The 16850-nt window shown below is 68.4% G+C and carries 18 protein-coding genes; 6 read left to right on the top strand and 12 right to left on the bottom strand.

What is annotated here, in order from left to right; translation table 11 throughout:
- The first annotated feature begins 22 nt into the window (after positions 1-22).
- Positions 23-1048, top strand: coding sequence for a hypothetical protein (locus tag ACE2AC_RS19515; protein ID WP_375689426.1), 1026 nt, complete (start codon positions 23-25; stop codon positions 1046-1048).
- A gap of 73 nt (positions 1049-1121) precedes the next feature.
- Here ACE2AC_RS19515 and ACE2AC_RS19510 read toward each other — a convergent pair whose 3' ends face one another.
- The 6 genes from ACE2AC_RS19510 to ACE2AC_RS19485 are packed head-to-tail and all read right to left on the bottom strand — an operon-like array spanning position 1122 to position 6433.
- Positions 1122-1853 (bottom strand): hypothetical protein, encoded by a 732-nt coding sequence (locus ACE2AC_RS19510; protein WP_375689424.1) that lies wholly within the window; start codon positions 1851-1853, stop codon positions 1122-1124.
- A 56-nt stretch (positions 1854-1909) separates the two neighbouring features.
- On the bottom strand, positions 1910-2542 hold the full coding sequence (gene upp, locus ACE2AC_RS19505) for a uracil phosphoribosyltransferase (protein WP_375689422.1): 633 nt from the start codon (positions 2540-2542) through the stop codon (positions 1910-1912).
- Positions 2539-3528: an adenosine deaminase gene (locus tag ACE2AC_RS19500; RefSeq protein ID WP_375689420.1), complete on the bottom strand. Its 990-nt coding sequence runs from the start codon at positions 3526-3528 to the stop codon at positions 2539-2541. Before ACE2AC_RS19500 ends, upp begins: the two co-directional genes overlap by 4 nt.
- Entirely contained in the window at positions 3525-4736 is a 1212-nt protein-coding gene (locus tag ACE2AC_RS19495) for a phosphopentomutase (protein WP_375689418.1), read from the bottom strand. The genes ACE2AC_RS19500 and ACE2AC_RS19495 overlap by 4 nt, the downstream gene beginning before the upstream one ends.
- Positions 4733-6040: a thymidine phosphorylase gene (locus ACE2AC_RS19490; RefSeq protein ID WP_375689416.1), complete on the bottom strand. Its 1308-nt coding sequence runs from the start codon at positions 6038-6040 to the stop codon at positions 4733-4735. The genes ACE2AC_RS19495 and ACE2AC_RS19490 overlap by 4 nt, the downstream gene beginning before the upstream one ends.
- A complete protein-coding gene (locus ACE2AC_RS19485; RefSeq protein ID WP_375689414.1) occupies positions 6041-6433 on the bottom strand; it encodes a cytidine deaminase in 393 nt (130 codons plus the stop codon).
- Between the two features lie 144 nt (positions 6434-6577).
- Here ACE2AC_RS19485 and ACE2AC_RS19480 point away from each other — a divergent pair, with 144 nt between their 5' ends.
- Positions 6578-8857 carry an NADP-dependent malic enzyme gene (locus ACE2AC_RS19480; protein WP_375689412.1) on the top strand — a complete coding sequence of 760 codons (2280 nt, stop codon included), beginning with the start codon at positions 6578-6580 and terminating at the stop codon, positions 8855-8857.
- A gap of 53 nt (positions 8858-8910) precedes the next feature.
- Here ACE2AC_RS19480 and ACE2AC_RS19475 read toward each other — a convergent pair whose 3' ends face one another.
- Complete coding sequence (locus ACE2AC_RS19475) at positions 8911-9237, bottom strand: hypothetical protein (protein WP_375689410.1); 327 nt, start codon at positions 9235-9237, stop codon at positions 8911-8913.
- A gap of 61 nt (positions 9238-9298) precedes the next feature.
- Here ACE2AC_RS19475 and prpE point away from each other — a divergent pair, with 61 nt between their 5' ends.
- Positions 9299-11191 (top strand): propionate-CoA ligase PrpE, encoded by a 1893-nt coding sequence (gene prpE, locus ACE2AC_RS19470; protein WP_375689408.1) that lies wholly within the window; start codon positions 9299-9301, stop codon positions 11189-11191.
- A gap of 55 nt (positions 11192-11246) precedes the next feature.
- Here the strand turns inward: prpE and ACE2AC_RS19465 are convergent, their stop codons facing one another.
- The 4 genes from ACE2AC_RS19465 to ACE2AC_RS19450 all read right to left on the bottom strand — a co-directional run bounded on the left by ACE2AC_RS19465 (position 11247) and on the right by ACE2AC_RS19450 (position 13331).
- Positions 11247-11444, bottom strand: coding sequence for a CsbD family protein (locus tag ACE2AC_RS19465; RefSeq protein WP_375689406.1), 198 nt, complete (start codon positions 11442-11444; stop codon positions 11247-11249).
- A gap of 120 nt (positions 11445-11564) precedes the next feature.
- On the bottom strand, positions 11565-12146 hold the full coding sequence (locus ACE2AC_RS19460) for a GNAT family N-acetyltransferase (RefSeq protein WP_375689404.1): 582 nt from the start codon (positions 12144-12146) through the stop codon (positions 11565-11567).
- On the bottom strand, positions 12146-12499 hold the full coding sequence (locus tag ACE2AC_RS19455) for a MarR family winged helix-turn-helix transcriptional regulator (RefSeq protein WP_375689402.1): 354 nt from the start codon (positions 12497-12499) through the stop codon (positions 12146-12148). The genes ACE2AC_RS19460 and ACE2AC_RS19455 overlap by 1 nt, the downstream gene beginning before the upstream one ends.
- Positions 12500-12569: 70 nt before the next feature.
- Positions 12570-13331, bottom strand: a complete 762-nt coding sequence (locus tag ACE2AC_RS19450) for an NAD kinase (protein ID WP_375689401.1) — start codon at positions 13329-13331, stop codon at positions 12570-12572.
- 184 nt (positions 13332-13515) lie between these two features.
- Between ACE2AC_RS19450 and glyA the strand changes: the two genes are divergently transcribed.
- From glyA to ACE2AC_RS19435, 3 genes are all read left to right on the top strand, one after another.
- Positions 13516-14799, top strand: a complete 1284-nt coding sequence (gene glyA, locus ACE2AC_RS19445; RefSeq protein ID WP_375689399.1) for a serine hydroxymethyltransferase — start codon at positions 13516-13518, stop codon at positions 14797-14799.
- A 145-nt stretch (positions 14800-14944) separates the two neighbouring features.
- Entirely contained in the window at positions 14945-15775 is an 831-nt protein-coding gene (locus ACE2AC_RS19440) for a DUF817 domain-containing protein (protein WP_375689397.1), read from the top strand.
- A 39-nt stretch (positions 15776-15814) separates the two neighbouring features.
- Positions 15815-16570, top strand: a complete 756-nt coding sequence (locus ACE2AC_RS19435) for an alpha/beta fold hydrolase (protein ID WP_375689395.1) — start codon at positions 15815-15817, stop codon at positions 16568-16570.
- Here ACE2AC_RS19435 and ACE2AC_RS19430 read toward each other — a convergent pair whose 3' ends face one another.
- Complete coding sequence (locus ACE2AC_RS19430; RefSeq protein WP_375689393.1) at positions 16571-16786, bottom strand: hypothetical protein; 216 nt, start codon at positions 16784-16786, stop codon at positions 16571-16573.
- Positions 16787-16850 lie beyond the last annotated feature (64 nt).

The raw sequence follows: 16850 nt of genomic DNA, 5'->3' as shown, positions 1-16850 counted from the left end.
TGCAGACAGGCGTAATCCCAGCGTGACGGCCCTATCCCAATACCAGCGCCTCGAAGCGCGCGGTCTCTGGCGCGAGAACGCCGAGGCGCAGCGCCGCGAGGTCGTGGTTTCGCTGGGAGACGCCACGCTGATACTGACCGACCTCAGTGACCGGGCGCTGGCGCACTGGTCGCTGGCCGCCGTCGAGCGGCTGAACCCCGGCGAAACGCCCGCGCTCTACAGTCCCGACGGGCTCGAGGACGAGGTGCTGGAACTGCCCGAGGACGAGACCGAGATGGTGTCGGCCATCGAACGCGTCCGCCGCGCGGTCGAAAGCCGCCGCCCGCATCCCGGTCGCCTGCGTTTCGGCATGATCGGGGCGATCGTGGTGGTCGTGGCGGCGCTGGCCCTCTTCTGGCTGCCCGGCGCGCTGTCGCAGCATGCCCTGTCCGTCGTGCCACGGGTCAAGCGCGAGGCGATCGGCGAGGCGCTGATGGCGCGCCTGCAGACCGTCACTGGCCCGGTCTGTGCCGACCGCGACGGGCGCCGCGCGCTCGACGCGCTGGCGCGGCGGCTGCCGGGGGTGAACGGCCCGCCGGATCTCTTCGTGGTGCGCGACGGGGTGCGTGGCGCGGCGCACCTGCCGGGCGGGATCGTCCTGCTGAACCGGTCGGTGGTCGAGGACACCAGCGACCCGGATGTGGTGGCGGGCTACGTCATCGCCGAGCTTCTGCGCGCGCGCCGCAGCGATCCGCTGGGCGACGTGCTGCGGGCGGCCGGTCCGGTTGCCACCGTGCGGCTGCTGACCACCGGCGCCCTGCCGGAAGAGGCGCTGGACAACTATGCCCGCACCGTGCTGACCGACCCGCCGGTGGAACTGCCGGACGAGGCGCTGATCACCGGGTTCAAGGATCACCGCGTGCGGTCGTCGGCCTATGCCTATGCCCGCGACATCTCGGGCGAGAGCACGCTGACGCTGATCGAGGCCGACCCCTATGCCGAGGCACCGGCCGAACCCGTGTTGAGCGATGCGAACTGGCTGAGGCTGCAGGCGATCTGCGAGCGGTGACGGCGTGGGTGGAGAGGTGCCCCCGCCCTTCGCGATTTGTGGTGGCGCGGCGGGTGTCAGCCCGGCGCGAAGATCACCGCAGGTCGTGGGCGGACGGGGTCGCCTGGCCGGCGCGTCCCTGGGTCGAGACGACCGGCACGCGGACGGTGACGTAGCCGCCCGTCTTCTGTTCCTCGTAGGGGCGCACGATGATCTCGCGCGGGACCGTCCGGGTGAAGACCCGGTTGGTCGCGGCGATGCCTGCGGCGTTCATCTCGGCCCGGCGCAGGTTCAGGCGGTCGTCGTCGAAGGCGTTGCGATAGCCCTCGGGCACGGTGACGCGGACAGCGGCGGCGCGCTGCTGTTCATAGACATGGCGCGGCACGACGCGGACGCCGGCGGGGATCTCGTCCTCTCGCAGCACGGTGCCCGGGGCGGGCACGCGGCGGACCACGACGGCGGGGGCCTTGGCGGGCCTCACCACCTGCACCCGGGTCGCCTTGTGCGCGGGTTTCGGCGGGGCGACGACCACGACCTCGGCCACGTCGGCGGGTGCGGCGGTCTCGACCGGCGCGACCGCCACCTCGGCCACCGGCAGGGTCTGCATGGTCGGGGTCTGGCCGCAGACCGGCTGGCGCGCGGCGGTGACGCGCGGCACCCAGACCACCGTGTCGCCGACGCCCGCGCGAACATAGACGCAGCCCGCGCTGTCGACGTACTGCGTGCCGATGAAGGACACGGGCGGCACTTCGGCCGGACCGTCCTGCGCCAGCGCGCTGCCCGCGCCGATCAGAAGGGCAAGCCCCCAAGCGGTTCTGGTGAACATGGCGAAACCCCCAAGATATTGGGGGCATCCTGCCAGTGCGGACGGCGTGAGTAAACCTACTTGGTGCCGAACATCCGGTCGCCGGCGTCGCCGAGGCCCGGCACGATATAGCCCTTCTCGTTCAGCCGTTCGTCCAGCGCGGCGGTGACGATCGGCACGTCGGGATGCGCCTCCTTCATCCGGGCGACGCCTTCGGGCGCGGCCAGCAGGCACATGAAGCGGATGTTGTTGGCGCCCGCTTCCTTCAGCAGGTCGATCGCCGCGGCCGAGGAGTTGCCGGTCGCCAGCATCGGGTCGAGCGCGATGACCAGCCGGTCCTCCAGACCCTCGGGCACCTTGAAGTAGTACTGGATCGGCTGGAGCGTGCGTTCGTCGCGATAGAGGCCGACGAAACCGACCCGCGCCGCCGGGATCAGTTCCAGCACCCCGTCGAGCAGCCCGTTGCCCGCCCTGAGGATCGAGATCAGCGCCAGCTTCTTGCCGTCGAGCGTCGGGGCGTCCATCTCCTCAAGCGGGGTGTCGATGGTCTCGGTCGTCATCGGCAGTTCGCGGGTGACCTCGTAGGCCAGCAGCAGGGAGATCTCGCGCAGGAGCTGGCGGAAGGACTTGGTCGAGGTTTCCTTTTTCCGCATGATCGTCAGCTTGTGCTGCACCAGCGGGTGGTCCACGACGGTCAGGTGCTTGGTCATTCGGCGCTCTCCAGCTTTTTCGCGATCTTTTTGCGGGTGTCCTCGTCGCAGAAGGCCGCGTCAAGGGCGGTTCGGGTGATTTCGCCGAAAACCTCCTGATCCCAGCCAAAGGCGCGTTCCAACTCGTCGAATTCGCGGGTCATGGTGGTGTGGAAGAAAGGCGGATCATCGGTCGAGACGGTGACCTTCACGCCGCGTTCGCGCAGCTGTTCGATCGGGTGCTTGCGCCACCCGGGATAGACCCCCAGCGTCACGTTCGACCCCGGGCAGACCTCGAGCGTGATGCCGCGTTCCGCCAGTTCGTCCACCAGCGCGAGGTCCTCGATGGCGCGCACCCCGTGGCCGATCCGCTCGACGCCAAGGTCGTTCAGCGCGTCGCGCACCGATTGCGGCCCGCCCCATTCGCCGGCGTGGGCCGTCAGCCGGAGCCCCGCCTCGCGCGCGCAGTCGAACGCCCAGACGAAATCCTTCGGCTTGCCCTTGCCCTCGTCGCCCGCGATGCCGAAGCCGGTGATGAAATCGCCCCGGGTCTCGGCCGCGCAGAGGGCGATGGGTTTCGCCTGTTCGGGCCCGAAGTGACGGATGCAGGTGATGATGCCGCGGAGCGTGATGCCCAGCTTGCGCTCGGCCTCGTCCGCCACATCTTCGATGGCGTGCAGGTACTCGCGCCAGGCCTCGACATCGCCACCACCGCAGAAGTCGGGGGAGAGAAACGTCTCGGAATAGACCACGCCGTGCGACGCGCTTTCCTCGAGCACCGCCCGGGTCAGGCGGGCGTAATCCTCGGGCGTCTGCAGGACCGATGTCGCGGCCTCGTAAACCGACAGGAAATGCACGAAGTCCTCGTAGGCGTAATGCCCGCGTTCGTCGAAGACCTTCGAGATGTCGACCTTCTTCTCCTGCGCCAGTCCGCGGATGAAGGCGGGCGGCGCCGCGCCCTCGTGGTGAAGGTGCAGCTCGACCTTCGGATAGCTCTTCCAGCTCACAGGAATGTCCTCCCCGGCCCTTGGGCAGGCACGCCCAGGTGATCCGCGATGCTCGCGGCGATATCGGTGAACGCGACAAGGCCCGCCTGCCCCGCGCCCTTGCCCGCGACCAGCACCGGCACCCGTTCGCGGGTGTGGTCGGTGCCGATCCAGGTGGGGTCGTTGCCATGATCGGCGGTGACGACAAGCATGTCGCCGTCGCGCAGGCGCGGCAGGATCGTGCCCAGCTCGGCATCGAACCATTCCAGCGCACGGGCATAGCCCGACACGTCGCGGCGATGACCGTAGAGGCTGTCGAACTCGACGAAGTTGGCGAAGGTGAGCGATCCGTCCGCGGCCTCGTCCACCAGCCGCTTCAGCTGCCCCATCAGCTCGGCATCCGACCCCTTCACCACGTCGTCGATCCCCTGCATCGAGAAGATGTCGCCGATCTTGCCTACGCCGTGCACCTTGCGCCCGGCACCCTGCACCCAGTCGCAGAGCGTCGGGCTGGGCGGCGCCAGCGCGAAATCCTTGCGGTTTGTGGTGCGGGTGAAGCCGGTCAGCTCGGTCCCCACGAAGGGGCGGGCGATCACGCGGCCGACCCTCATTCTATGCAAAGTGGGCGCGATAGCTTTGCAAAGGTCGTAGAGCCGGTCGAGGCCATAGGCGCCTTCGTGGCAGGCGATCTGGAACACGCTGTCGGCCGAGGTGTAGCAGATCGGCCAGCCGGTGTTCACATGCTCGCGCCCCAAGTCCTCGATGATGACGGTGCCGGAGGCGTGGCAATTGCCGAGGATGCCGTCGGTGCCCGCCGCCTTGCAGACCTCGGCGATCAGCTCGGGCGGGAAGGAATTCTGCTTGTCCGGGAAATACGTCCAGTCCCATGGCACCGGCACGCCCGCCAGTTCCCAGTGGCCCGACGGCGTGTCCTTGCCGGGCGAGACCTCGGACGCCGCGCCCCAGAGGCCCTGCGGCTCGGCATCCAACCCCGGCGTTTCGTCGCCCGAGGCCAGCCGGATCGCCGCCCCCAGCCCGAGCCGGTCCATGACCGGCAGCGCCAGCGGTCCCGAGCGCCCCTCCTCCGCCTGTCCCGCAGCGCAGGCCTGCGCAATATGGGCCAGCGTGTTCGCCCCGGTGTCGGGGGTCGCGCCGTTGAAGAAGGCGTGTGCATCCGGCGCGCCGCCGCAGCCGACGCTGTCGATCACGATGAGGAACGCGCGTGTCATGCGGTGATCCTATCACGGATCAGCGCCGGCACCTGCGGCGCGGTGTCGCCCAGCCGGATCGCCCCCAGCACCGCCTGCGCCGCCCGATCCGCCGCACCGGTCCGCGCGGCATGCACGCGCGCCAGCGGCTGGCCCTTTTCGACCCAGGTGCCAAGCGGGGGAATGTCGGACAGCCCGACCGCCGGGTCGACCACGTCGCTTTCCACCTGCCGGCCGCCGCCGAGGTCCACGACCGCGAGGCCAAGCGCCTCACCGTCGAACCCCGCTACATATCCCGCGACGGGCGATGGCACCTCGCGGATCACCGTCGCCTCGGGCAGGAACCGCGCCCAGTTCTCGACGAATTCCACCGGCCCGCCCTGTGCCGCGACCATGCGGCCGAAATGCTCTGCCGCCCGGCCCGAGGCGATGACACCCGCGATCCGGTTGGCCCCGTCCTCGATGTCCGGGGCGAGGCCCGCATCCGCGAGCACCACGCCCCCCAGCACGGCCGAAATCTCGGCCAGCGGGCCTTTCGCCGCGCCGGTCAGCACCAGCATCGCCTGGTCGACCTCGAGCGCGTTGCCAAGTGCCGGGACCAGCGGCTGGTTCATATCCGACAGCACCGCCGAGGTCGGGCAGCCCGCCGCGTTGGCGGTCGACACCAGCGCCTGCGCCAGCGCGCGGGCGTCGTCCTCGGATTTCATGAAGGCGCCCGATCCCGTCTTGACGTCCAGCACCAGCCCGTCGAGCCCCGCCGCCAGCTTCTTGGAGAGGATCGAGGCGGTGATGAGGTCGAGGCTTTCGACCGTCGCCGTCACGTCCCGCACGGCGTAGAGGCGCCGGTCCGCCGGGGCGATCCGGGCCGAGGCCGCGACGATCGCGCAGCCCGCCTTGCCCACCACGTCGCGGAACCGTGCCTCGTCCAGCGTGGTCGCGACACCGGGGATCGATTCCAGCTTGTCGAGCGTGCCGCCGGTGTGCCCGAGGCCCCGGCCCGAGATCATCGGCACGTAGGCCCCGCAGGCCGCCAGCGCCGGGGCAAGCACCAGGCTGACGCAATCCCCGATCCCGCCGGTCGAATGCTTGTCGAGCACGGGACCGCCGAGATCCCATTGCAGCCGCTGGCCGCTGTCGCGCATCGCCAGCGTCAGCGCCACGCGCCCCTCTTCGCTCAGCCCGCGCAGCAGGGCCGCCATGGCAAAGGCCCCGGCCTGCGCATCGGTCACGCCACCGTCGGCCAGCCCCTGCGCGAACCAGCCCAATTCCGCGCGCGAGGGCGTGCCGCCGTCGCGCACCGTCGCGATGATCCGGCGCGCATCCATTCAGGTGCGGTCCATGTGCGAGGCGTCGAAGCGGCCCGGCAGGACCTCGGCCAGGGTCATGGTCTGCGATGCACCGTCGGTGGTGCACATGGTCAGCCTGACGTCCCCCTTGCCGAACTCCACCAGCTTCTGCCGGCAGCCGCCGCAGGGCGGCACCGGCGTGGGGCTGTCGGCGATGACCAGCACCTCGACCAGTTCGGTCTCACCGGCGGCAACCATGGCGGCGATGGCCCCGGCCTCGGCGCAGGTGCCTTCGGGATAGGCTACGTTCTCGACGTTCACGCCGGTGTAGATTGTGCCCGATGCCGCGCGGATGGCGGCACCGACCTTGAACCGGGAATAGGGGGCATAGGCGTTTTCGCGAACCTTCGTCGCGGCCTCCAGCAGATCCATCGGTGACTCTCCCCGTTTTTTGTCGGATCACTCTCATCAAGCAGGGGGCGGAGCGCAAGGGGCTGACCCGGATCGTCGCGCCATCTTTCCCCGCAGGCGAAATTAGTTTAACGCTAAACCATCTGTTTCGAGGAAGGCCGCAAGATGTCCGACACAGGCAAGGATGGCGCATATACCCCGGCGCTCGCCTATCATGAGAACCCCAAGCCCGGGAAACTGGAAATCCGCGCCACCAAGCCGCTGGCGAACGGCCGCGACCTGAGCCTGGCCTATTCCCCCGGCGTGGCGGATGCCTGCCTCGAGATCGGCAAGGACCCGGCCAATGCCTCGCGCTACACGGCACGCGGGAACCTGGTCGCGGTGGTGTCGAACGGCACTGCCGTGCTGGGCCTCGGCAACATCGGGGCACTGGCGTCCAAGCCGGTGATGGAGGGCAAGGCGGTGCTCTTCAAGAAGTTCGCGGGCATCGACTGCTTCGACATCGAGGTCAACGAGAGCGATCCAGAAAAGCTGGCCGACATCGTCTGCGCGCTTGAGCCGACTTTCGGCGCGATCAATCTCGAGGACATCAAGGCGCCGGACTGCTTCGTGGTGGAGAAGCTTTGCCGCGAGCGGATGAACATCCCCGTCTTCCACGACGACCAGCACGGCACCGCCATAGTCGTCGGCGCCGCCGCGACCAACGCGTTGCGGGTGGCGGGCAAGGCGTTCGAGGACATCAAGATCGTCAGCACCGGCGGCGGGGCGGCGGGTATCGCCTGCCTGAACATGCTGCTGAAACTGGGTGTGAAGCGCGAGAACGTCTGGCTCTGCGACATCCACGGGCTGGTCTACGAGGGCCGGGCCGAGGACATGAACCCGCAGAAGGCGGTCTATGCCCAGCCGTCGGACAAGCGCACGCTGGACGAGGTGATCGAGGGCGCGGACCTCTTCCTGGGCCTGTCGGGCCCCAACGTGCTCAAGCCCGAGATGGTGGCGAAGATGGCCGCTCGGCCGATCATCTTTGCGCTGGCCAACCCCACGCCCGAGATCATGCCGGATGCGGCCCGTGCCGTGGCCCCCGACGCGATCATCGCGACCGGCCGGTCGGATTTTCCCAACCAGGTCAACAACGTCCTCTGCTTTCCCTTCATCTTCCGCGGCGCGCTCGACGTCGGCGCGACCGAGATCAACGACGAGATGCAGATCGCCTGCATCGAAGGGATCGCCGCGCTGGCCCGCGCGACCACCAGCGCCGAGGCAGCGGCGGCCTACCAGGGGGAACAGCTGACCTTCGGCGCCGACTACCTGATCCCGAAACCCTTTGACCCGCGCCTGTCGGGCGTCGTTTCGACCGCCGTGGCCAAGGCCGCCATGGCCTCGGGCGTGGCGACCCGGCCGCTGGCCGACCTCGACGCCTACCGCGAAAAGCTGCGGTCCTCGGTGTTCAAGTCCGCCCTGCTGATGCGCCCAGTGTTCGACGCCGCGCGCACCGCGTCGCGCCGGATCGTCTTTGCCGAGGGCGAAGACGAACGCGTGCTGCGCGCGGCGCAGGCGATCCTCGAGGAAACCACCGAGACGCCGATCCTGATCGGCCGCCCCGAGGTGATCGAGACCCGCTGCGAACGCGCGGGCCTGACGATCCGGCCGGATGCCGATTTCCATATCGTGAACCCGGAAAACGACCCGCGCTACCGCGACTACTGGGGCACCTACCACGAGATCATGGCACGGCGCGGCGTCACCCCCGACACCGCCCGCGCGATCATGCGAACCAACACCACGGCCATCGGCGCGGTGATGGTGCACCGGGGCGAGGCCGACAGCCTGATCTGCGGCACCTTCGGCGAATACCGCTGGCACCTGGGCTATGTCGAACAGATCCTGGGCGGCGGCACCTACCGGACGGTCGGCGGGCTGTCGATGATGATCCTCGAGGACGGGCCGCTCTTCCTCGGCGACACGCATGTGCATTCCGACCCGACCGCCGAGGAGATCGCGAATGTCGTCATTGGCGCGGCGCGGCACGTGAAGCGTTTCGGCATCGTGCCCAACATCGCGCTCTGCGGCCGGTCGCAGTTCGGCAACCAGGACACCCTGACCGCGCGCCGCCTGCGCGAGGCGATGGCGATCCTCGACAGCGCGCAGCGCGATTTCTGCTACGAGGGCGAGATGAACGTGGACACCGCGCTCGACCCCGTCCTGCGGGAAACGGTGCTGCCCGGCAACCGGATGAAGGGCGCGGCGAACGTTCTGATCTTTGCCCATGCCGACGCCGCGTCGGGGGTGCGCAACATCCTGAAGATGAAGGGCGGCGGGCTCGAGGTCGGGCCGATCCTGATGGGGATGGGCAACCGCGCGCATATCGTCACGAACTCGATCACGCCGCGCGGGCTGCTGAACATGGCGGCCATCGCGGGCACGCCGGTGGCGCACTACGGCTGACCCACGGTTCCGCGCCGTCGTCACCGGGGCGGCGGCGCGGAGGCCTCCTCAGATCATTTCTTGACGGTCTTCTCGCCGGGTTTGGCCGGCTTCTGCTTCTTGTCGCCCATGGGCGTGCATCCTTGGTGCAAAGGGCCGGCGGGATGCCGGCCCTGGGGAAATCCAAGCGCCGCGCGGGCCGAGTCGGCAAGCACGATCGCGGCTGTTACAGGCCCCGTGATCGCCCGGATCGGCGCCTTATGGCCGGTCCTGGGCACCGCGACGCGCTGTGAAGAAATTTGCAGACCGGGACAACGCTTGTGAAGCTGCGTGACAAGGGCCGGATCCGGCCCCGGAATCTGCGCACCTGCGACCGGATCGCGCGGCTGCGGCCCTTGCAAGCGTGACGCAGGGGCGTCTAACTCCTGCAAACGTCGTCACGCGCGAAGGAGGAGCACGCGGATGGGCTACAAAGAGATTTACGACAGCTGGAAGGCGGACCCGGATGCGTTCTGGATGGCGCAGGCCGAGGCGATCGACTGGGTCGAGAAGCCGTCAAAGGCGCTCTGGGACGAGAACGCACCGCTTTACGAATGGTTCGTCGACGGCAAGGTGAACACCTGCTGGAACGCGGTCGACCGCCATGTCGAGGCCGGGCGCGGCGCGCAGGTCGCGCTGATCCACGACAGCCCGGTCACCGGCACCGTGCAGAAGATCACCTATGACGAACTGCGCAACCGCGTCGCCCTGCTGGCCGGTGCGCTGCGCGCCAAGGGGATCGAAAAGGGCGACCGGGTCATCATCTACATGCCGATGGTGCCGCAGGCGATCGAGGCGATGCTGGCCTGCGCCCGCCTCGGGGCGATCCATTCGGTCGTCTTCGGCGGCTTTGCCAGCCACGAGCTGGCGGTGCGGATCGACGACTGCCAGCCCAAGGCGATCATCGCGGCCTCCTGCGGGATCGAGCCGGGGCGCGTGGTGCATTACAAGCCGCTCCTCGACGGCGCCATCGACCAGGCCAGCCACAAGCCCGAATTCTGCGTGATCTTCCAGCGCGAACAGGAAGTGGCCAAGCTGGAACCGGGCCGCGACGTGGCCTGGCATTCCTTCCAGTACGGTGCCGAACCGGCCGAATGCGTGCCGGTCGAGGGCAACCACCCGGCCTACATCCTCTATACCTCGGGCACCACGGGCCAGCCCAAAGGCGTGATCCGGCCGACCGCCGGGCACCTCGTCGCGCTGAACTGGTCGATGAAGAATGTCTATGACGTGGACCCGGGCGACGTGTTCTGGGCGGCCTCGGATGTCGGCTGGGTCGTGGGCCACAGCTACATCTGCTACGCCCCGCTGATCCACGGCAACACCAGCATCGTGTTCGAGGGCAAGCCGGTCGGCACGCCGGACGCGGGCACCTTCTGGCGGGTGATGGCGGATCACAAGGTGAAGAGCTTCTTCACCGCGCCGACCGCCTTCCGCGCGGTGAAGCGCGAGGATCCCAAGGGCGAGTTCATCCGGAAATACGACCTGAGCCACCTTAAGACCGTCTACCTGGCCGGCGAACGCGCCGATCCGGACACGATCCACTGGGCGCAGAAGATGCTCGACAAGCCGATCATCGACCACTGGTGGCAGACCGAGACCGGCTGGTCGATCGCCGCGAACCCGGTCGGGATCGAGCTGCTGCCGGTCAAGGTAGGCTCCCCCTCCGTGCCGATGCCGGGCTACGAGATCCACATCCTCGACGAGGCCGGAAAGGAGCTTCCGGCGGGCGAGCTGGGGGCCATTGCGGTCAAGCTGCCGCTGCCGCCGGGCACGCTGCCGACGCTATGGAACGCCGAGGCGCGGTTCCGGAAAAGCTATCTCGACACCTTCCCGGGCTACTACGAGACCGGCGATGCGGGGATGATCGACGCGGATGGATACCTCTACATCATGGCCCGCACCGATGACGTCATCAACGTCGCGGGCCACCGCCTGTCGACCGGCGCGATGGAGGAGATCCTGGCGAACCACCCGGACGTGGCCGAAACCGCGGTGATCGGGGTCAGCGACGATCTGAAAGGGCAGCTTCCGGTCGGCTTTCTTTGCCTGACCAAGGGCGTGAACCGCCCGCATGACGAGATCGTGCGCGAATGCGTCGGCATGGTCCGGGACCAGATCGGCCCGGTCGCGGCATTCAAGTCTGCGGTGGTGGTGGACCGGCTGCCCAAGACCCGGTCGGGAAAGATCCTGCGCGCGACCATGGTCAAGATCGCCGACAACCAGGAGTTCAAGATGCCCGCCACGATCGATGATCCGGCCATCCTGGACGAGATCAGGCTGGCGCTTCAGGGTATCGGGCTGGCCAAGGGCTAGATACGAGAACGGCGCCGGGGGGTGAACCGGCGCCGCCACTCGTTAGACGGGCTCATCAGAAGCGATTGGCAAACTCGTCAACCTGGCGTTCGGCTTCGTCCTTGGCGATGCCGTAACGTTCCTGGACCTTGCCGACCAGCTGCTCGCGCTTGCCGGCGGCCTTGTCCAGATCATCGTCGGTCAGCTTGCCCCACTGTTCCAGGGCCTGACCTTTCATCTGTTTCCAGTTACCTTCGATACGATCCCAGTTCATGGTCTTCTCTCCTTGGGAAACGGCCGGACATCAGCACCCGGCTTCCCCTAAGAAACGCGCGGCCGGGGGCATGGTTCCCGGCGATCGCAGCCGCATCGGCACCCTTCCGCCCGGCCCCGATCAGAGGTCGCGGGCCCAGGTTTCCCCGGTCAGGCGGTGGCCGAAACTGTCGTGTTCCTCGCTGCCGACCAGCTGGAATCCCGCGTGGACATAAAGCTTCCTGGCCGAGCTGAGCACGTCGTTGGTCCAGAGCTCGATCCGGCTGTACCCGGCGGCGCGCGCAAAGGTCAGCACCTCGTCCACCAGCCGCCGCCCGACGCCCGCGCCGCGGGCGCGGCCCTCGACATGCAGCAGCCGCAGCTTGGCGGTCCGGTCGTCCTTGCGCACCACGAAGACGGCGCCGACCGGCTCGCCCTCGATCTCGGCGATCCAGCCGCGTTCGCGGGCCGGGTCGTGATCGGCGGCGAAGTCGGCGAGGATGCGCAGGACCAGCGTCTCGTAATCGGCGTTCCAGCCGTATTCGGCGGCATAGAGGCGCGACTGCCGTTCGATGACCCAGCCCAGATCGCCCGCCTCGGGCGCGCGCAGCTCGAGCGTGGCGGCCGGGTGCGGCCGCCCGCCAAGGAGCCGCGTGATCAGCCGCATCGCCCGGATGACCCGCGTCCTGTCCTCGCCCGACAAGGGCCCGAGCGCGTTGCCCATCAGGTCCGAGGACTGGGCGTCGAGGTCGGCAAAGGCCGCCTGCCCCTCTCGGTCAGCGTGATCCTGAGCCGCTTGGCATTGGCCGGGTCGGGGCTGCGGGTGATCAGCCCCTTTTTCTGCAGCCCGGCCAGCACGCGGCTCATCTGGCCTGCGTCCATCCTGAGCTCGCGCGCCATATCGGCGGCCTGCGCGCCCTTCGGGCCGGTCGCGATCTCGTGCAGGACCCGGGCCTGCGGCAGGGAAAAGGCCGACTTCAGCATCCGGTCCGACAGCGCGTTGGTGAACGAGGTGTAGAACCGGGTGAACCGGCGGGCCTCGGTCACGGCGCGCGAGAGGGATGTGGACTCGGTCATACTTGATTCAGTCAACAAAGGACCGTGCAAGTCAAGCCTGTTTGCGACGCCAATTGGCGTCAAACACGCGTTAGACGAACTGTTCGCTGATCAGCCGCTCTTCGAGCCCGTGGCCCGGGTCAAAGAGGATGCGGTGCGAAACCGAGGGTTCGGAATGCACCTCGACCGCCACCACGTCGCGGACCGAGCGGCCATCGGCATCGGCCATGACCGGCCGCTTCTCGGGTTCGAGGACATCGAACCGCACCTGCGCGATCTTGGGCAGCAGCGCCCCGCGCCAGCGCCGCGGCCGGTAGGCGGCCACCGCCGTCACCGCCAGCACATCCGCGCCGATCGGCAGGATCGGCCCGTGTGCCGAGTGGTTGTAGGCGGTCGAGCCCGCGGGCGTCGCCACCAGCGCCCCGTCGCAGACAAGTTCCGCCAGCCGCACCTTGCCGTCGACGCTGATCCTCAGCTTCGCCGCCTGCGGACCGGCGCGCAGCAGCGACACCTCGTTGATCGCGAGGCGGTGCTTTTCGGTGCCGTCCTGCCGGATCGCGCGCATGGCCAGCGGGTTGATAACCTCTTCCTCGGCCAGCGCCAGCCGCTCCAGCAGCCCGTCCTCGTGGTACTCGTTCATCAGGAAGCCGACGGTGCCGCGGTTCATGCCGTAGACCGGCGCGGGCAGGTTCTGGGTGCGATGCAGAGTCTGCAGCATGAAGCCGTCGCCGCCAAGCGCCACGATCACGTCGGCCTCGGGCTCGGGCACGTCGCCGTAGCGGGCGATCAGCGCGGCGCAGGCCGAGCGGGCCATGTCGCCATGGCTTGCCGTGAAGGCGATCTTCATGTCCATGACCCGCAGGTTCCGTTTCCCATAGCGCCCAATCGGTTCCGAAAGAAGCATATCCGCCCCGAATGCGCCAGCCCGCCTGCCCGGCCAGCGTATTTCATGTTCATTATGTCGCCTTCGGACCTTTTGCGCCGCCGCGGTTCCGGGTAGGAAGCGCCAACGCCACCGAATGAGGAAGGACCATTCCATGAAGGATGTCGGCTTCTTTTCCAGCCCGCTCGCGGAACGCGACCCGGAAATCTTCGACACCATCGGCAAGGAGCTCGGCCGCCAGCGCGACGAGATCGAGCTGATCGCCTCCGAGAACATCGTCTCGGCCGCGGTGCTCGAGGCGCAGGGATCCGTCCTGACCAACAAGTACGCCGAGGGCTACCCGGGCAAGCGCTACTACGGCGGCTGCCAGTATGTCGACATCGCCGAGACACTGGCGATCGACCGGGCGAAAGAACTCTTCGGCTGCGGCTTTGCCAACGTGCAGCCGAACTCGGGCAGCCAGATGAACCAGGCCGTGTTCCTGGCGCTGCTGAAACCCGGCGACACCTTCATGGGGCTCGACCTGAACTCCGGCGGGCACCTGACCCACGGCTCGCCCGTCAACATGTCGGGCAAATGGTTCAACGTCGTGTCCTACGGCGTGCGCCAGCAGGATCACCTGCTGGACATGGAAGACATTCGCCAGAAGGCGCTGGAGCACAAGCCCAAGCTGATCCTGGCCGGCGGCACCGCCTATTCCCGGATCTGGGACTGGGCCGCCTTCCGCGAGATCGCGGACGAGGTCGGCGCCTACCTGATGGTCGACATGGCCCATATCGCGGGCCTGGTCGCGGGCGGCGCGCATCCCTCGCCCCTGCCGCATGCCCATGTCGTGACCACCACGACGCACAAGTCCCTGCGCGGTCCTCGTGGCGGCATGATCCTCACCAATGATGAAGACATCGCTAAGAAGGTGAACTCCGCCGTCTTCCCCGGCCTGCAGGGCGGGCCGCTGATGCATGTCATCGCCGCCAAGGCCGTGGCCTTCGGCGAGGCGCTGAAGCCGGAGTTCCAGGACTACGCCGTCCAGGTCGTGTCGAACGCCAAGGCGATGGCCGACCAGCTGATGAAGGGCGGGATCGACATCGTCTCGGGCGGGACCGAGAACCACCTGATGCTGGCCGACCTGCGGCCCAAGGGCGTCACCGGCAAGGCGGCCGAGGCCGCGCTCGGCCGTGCCCACATCACCTGCAACAAGAACGGCGTGCCGTTCGACCCCGAGAAGCCCTTCGTGACCAGCGGCATCCGGCTGGGCACGCCCGCCGGCACCACCCGCGGCTTCCGCGAGGAGGAGTTCCGCCAGATCGCCGACTGGATCGTCGAGGTGGTGGACGGCCTGGCCGCCAATGGCGACGAGGGCAATGCCGAGGTCGAGGCCAAGGTCCGCGCCGAGGTGGCCGAGCTCTGCGGCCGCTTCCCGCTCTACCCCGGCCTCTGATCCCGCGCGGGGGCGTTCGCGCCCCTGCCCGCCGGGGAAGCCCGCCGATCCCGGCGCTTCCTCTGGCCCTCTTCCTCTGGTCCATGTATCCCGGGGGTCGGCCGCAGGCCGTAGGGGGCAGCGCCCCCTGTCCGCAGGGAGAGACATGACCGACACTCCACTCGACGCGCAGCCGGACCGGCGGGGCGGCTTCTTCGCCACCGCGCTCCGCATCGCGGGCCAGCAACTCTGGGCCGCGCTCTTTGCCGTCATCCTGCTGACCGCCATCCTCACCACCAAGCTGATCTGGCAGCCGGACTGGGCGCTGACCCGCTACGACGCGCTGGTGATCGTCGCGGTCACGGCGCAGGTGCTGATGCTGGCCTTCCGGCTCGAGACCTGGGACGAGTTCAAGGTGATCCTGCTCTTCCACCTCACCGGAACGGTGATGGAGTGGTTCAAGGTGCAGGCCGGCAGCTGGTCCTACCCCGAGGCGGGGGTGATCAAGCTTTTCGACGTGCCGCTCTTCACCGGGTTCATGTACGCCTCGGTCGGCTCCTACATCGCGCGGTCGATCCGGCTCTACCACATCGTGCTGGCCCCGTTCCCGCCGTTCTGGACTGTGGTGGTGCTGGCGGTGGCGATCTATGCCAACTTCTTCGCCCACCACTTCCTGCCCGACATCCGCATGGCGCTTTTCGCCGCGACCGTCCTGATGTTCTGGCGGACCCGGATGTGGACCCGCGCGGGCGGGCGCTACCGGGCGATCCGGCTGCCGTTCGCGGCGCTGATCGTGGCGTGCATGCTCTGGGTGGCCGAGAACATCGGCACCTACACCGGCACCTGGGTCTATGCCGGGCAGCGCGAATGGGACCCGGTGCGCTTTGCCATGGTGGGGTCGTGGTACCTGCTGTTCTTCGTCAGCTTCGCCACCGTGCTCGTCGTCTTCCGCGACGCCTGCCGGCGCGAGGCCTGGGTGCCGCCGCCGGGCACGTGATGCCTTGCGCTCCTGCCGTGGCGGCACTACCGATGCGGCATGCTGAACACGATCACCCACGGTGAGCCCACCGACGCGCCCCCCTTGCTGATCGCCCATGGCCTGTTCGGGTCGGGCCGGAACTGGGGCGTCATCGCCAAGCGCCTGTCGGACAAGCGGCAGGTGATCGCGGTGGACATGCGCAACCACGCGGGCAGCCCGTGGTACGACACCAACAGCTACGAGGACATGGCCGGGGACCTGGCCGAGGTGCTGGAAGAGATCGGCCCGGCCGACGTGCTGGGACATTCGATGGGCGGCAAGACCTCGATGGTGCTGGCGCTCAGCCGGCCCGAGCTGGTGAACCGTCTAATCGTCGCCGACATCGCCCCCGTTGCCTACCAGCACAGCCAGTCCGACAAGATCGCCGCGATGCGGTCGGTGGACCTCGACACCGTCACCCGGCGGTCCGAGGTCGATGCCCTGCTCGAGGCGCAGTTCGGTGACCGGACGCTGGCGACCTTCCTGTCGCAGTCGCTCGACCTCAAGGACAAGAGCTGGCGACTGAACCTCGACGTGCTGGACGCCGAGATGCCGAAGATCATCGGCTTTCCCGAGGTCGATGGCCGCTATGACGGGCGCGTGCTGTTCCTGACCGGGGGCACCTCGACCTACGTGCGGCGCGAGGATCGCGACCGGATCAAGGCCCTGTTTCCGAAGGTGCGGTTTGCTGGCATTCCCGGCGCGGGCCACTGGCTGCACGCCGAGAAGCCGCGCGAGTTCGTGGCGGCGGTGGACGCCTGGCTTTCGGCCTGATCACTCGGCCGGGTTCGGCGGCCAGTCCGGGTCCTGCCGCTTGATGCGCTTCGAGGCCCACAGACCCAGCGGCCAGCCGATGACGAGCCCGGCGATGGCCGAGGCCACGATGGCGGTGACGCTGTAGATCCCGAGGACAAAGAACACGACCAGCGCAGCCCCGGCGACGCAGCCCACGGCGAGGATGGTGGTGAACCAGCTGAGACGGGTTTTCATGGCGCAGCCCTCCTCCCGGGGAAACGCGCGCATCGCCGCCGAGGTTCCTGCCCGCGATGGAACC

Source organism: Pseudooceanicola sp. LIPI14-2-Ac024 (assembly GCF_042188925.1).
Taxonomy (GTDB): domain Bacteria; phylum Pseudomonadota; class Alphaproteobacteria; order Rhodobacterales; family Rhodobacteraceae; genus Pseudooceanicola.
This window is presented reverse-complemented; position numbering and strand designations above follow the sequence as displayed.

Excerpts from the sequence above, each read along its gene's own strand:
- ACE2AC_RS19510 (WP_375689424.1), bottom strand. The coding sequence starts at position 1,853 with ATGTTCACCAGAACCGCTTGGGGGCTTGCCCTTCTGATCGGCGCGGGC.
- upp (WP_375689422.1), bottom strand. The coding sequence starts at position 2,542 with ATGACCAAGCACCTGACCGTCGTGGACCACCCGCTGGTGCAGCACAAG.
- ACE2AC_RS19495 (WP_375689418.1), bottom strand. The coding sequence starts at position 4,736 with ATGACACGCGCGTTCCTCATCGTGATCGACAGCGTCGGCTGCGGCGGC.
- ACE2AC_RS19490 (WP_375689416.1), bottom strand. The coding sequence starts at position 6,040 with ATGGATGCGCGCCGGATCATCGCGACGGTGCGCGACGGCGGCACGCCC.
- ACE2AC_RS19485 (WP_375689414.1), bottom strand. The coding sequence starts at position 6,433 with ATGGATCTGCTGGAGGCCGCGACGAAGGTTCGCGAAAACGCCTATGCC.
- ACE2AC_RS19480 (WP_375689412.1), top strand. The coding sequence starts at position 6,578 with ATGTCCGACACAGGCAAGGATGGCGCATATACCCCGGCGCTCGCCTAT.
- prpE (WP_375689408.1), top strand. The coding sequence starts at position 9,299 with ATGGGCTACAAAGAGATTTACGACAGCTGGAAGGCGGACCCGGATGCG.
- ACE2AC_RS19465 (WP_375689406.1), bottom strand. The coding sequence starts at position 11,444 with ATGAACTGGGATCGTATCGAAGGTAACTGGAAACAGATGAAAGGTCAG.
- ACE2AC_RS19460 (WP_375689404.1), bottom strand. The coding sequence starts at position 12,146 with ATGGGCAACGCGCTCGGGCCCTTGTCGGGCGAGGACAGGACGCGGGTC.
- ACE2AC_RS19455 (WP_375689402.1), bottom strand. The coding sequence starts at position 12,499 with ATGACCGAGTCCACATCCCTCTCGCGCGCCGTGACCGAGGCCCGCCGG.
- ACE2AC_RS19450 (WP_375689401.1), bottom strand. The coding sequence starts at position 13,331 with ATGGACATGAAGATCGCCTTCACGGCAAGCCATGGCGACATGGCCCGC.
- glyA (WP_375689399.1), top strand. The coding sequence starts at position 13,516 with ATGAAGGATGTCGGCTTCTTTTCCAGCCCGCTCGCGGAACGCGACCCG.
- ACE2AC_RS19440 (WP_375689397.1), top strand. The coding sequence starts at position 14,945 with ATGACCGACACTCCACTCGACGCGCAGCCGGACCGGCGGGGCGGCTTC.
- ACE2AC_RS19435 (WP_375689395.1), top strand. The coding sequence starts at position 15,815 with ATGCTGAACACGATCACCCACGGTGAGCCCACCGACGCGCCCCCCTTG.
- ACE2AC_RS19430 (WP_375689393.1), bottom strand. The coding sequence starts at position 16,786 with ATGAAAACCCGTCTCAGCTGGTTCACCACCATCCTCGCCGTGGGCTGC.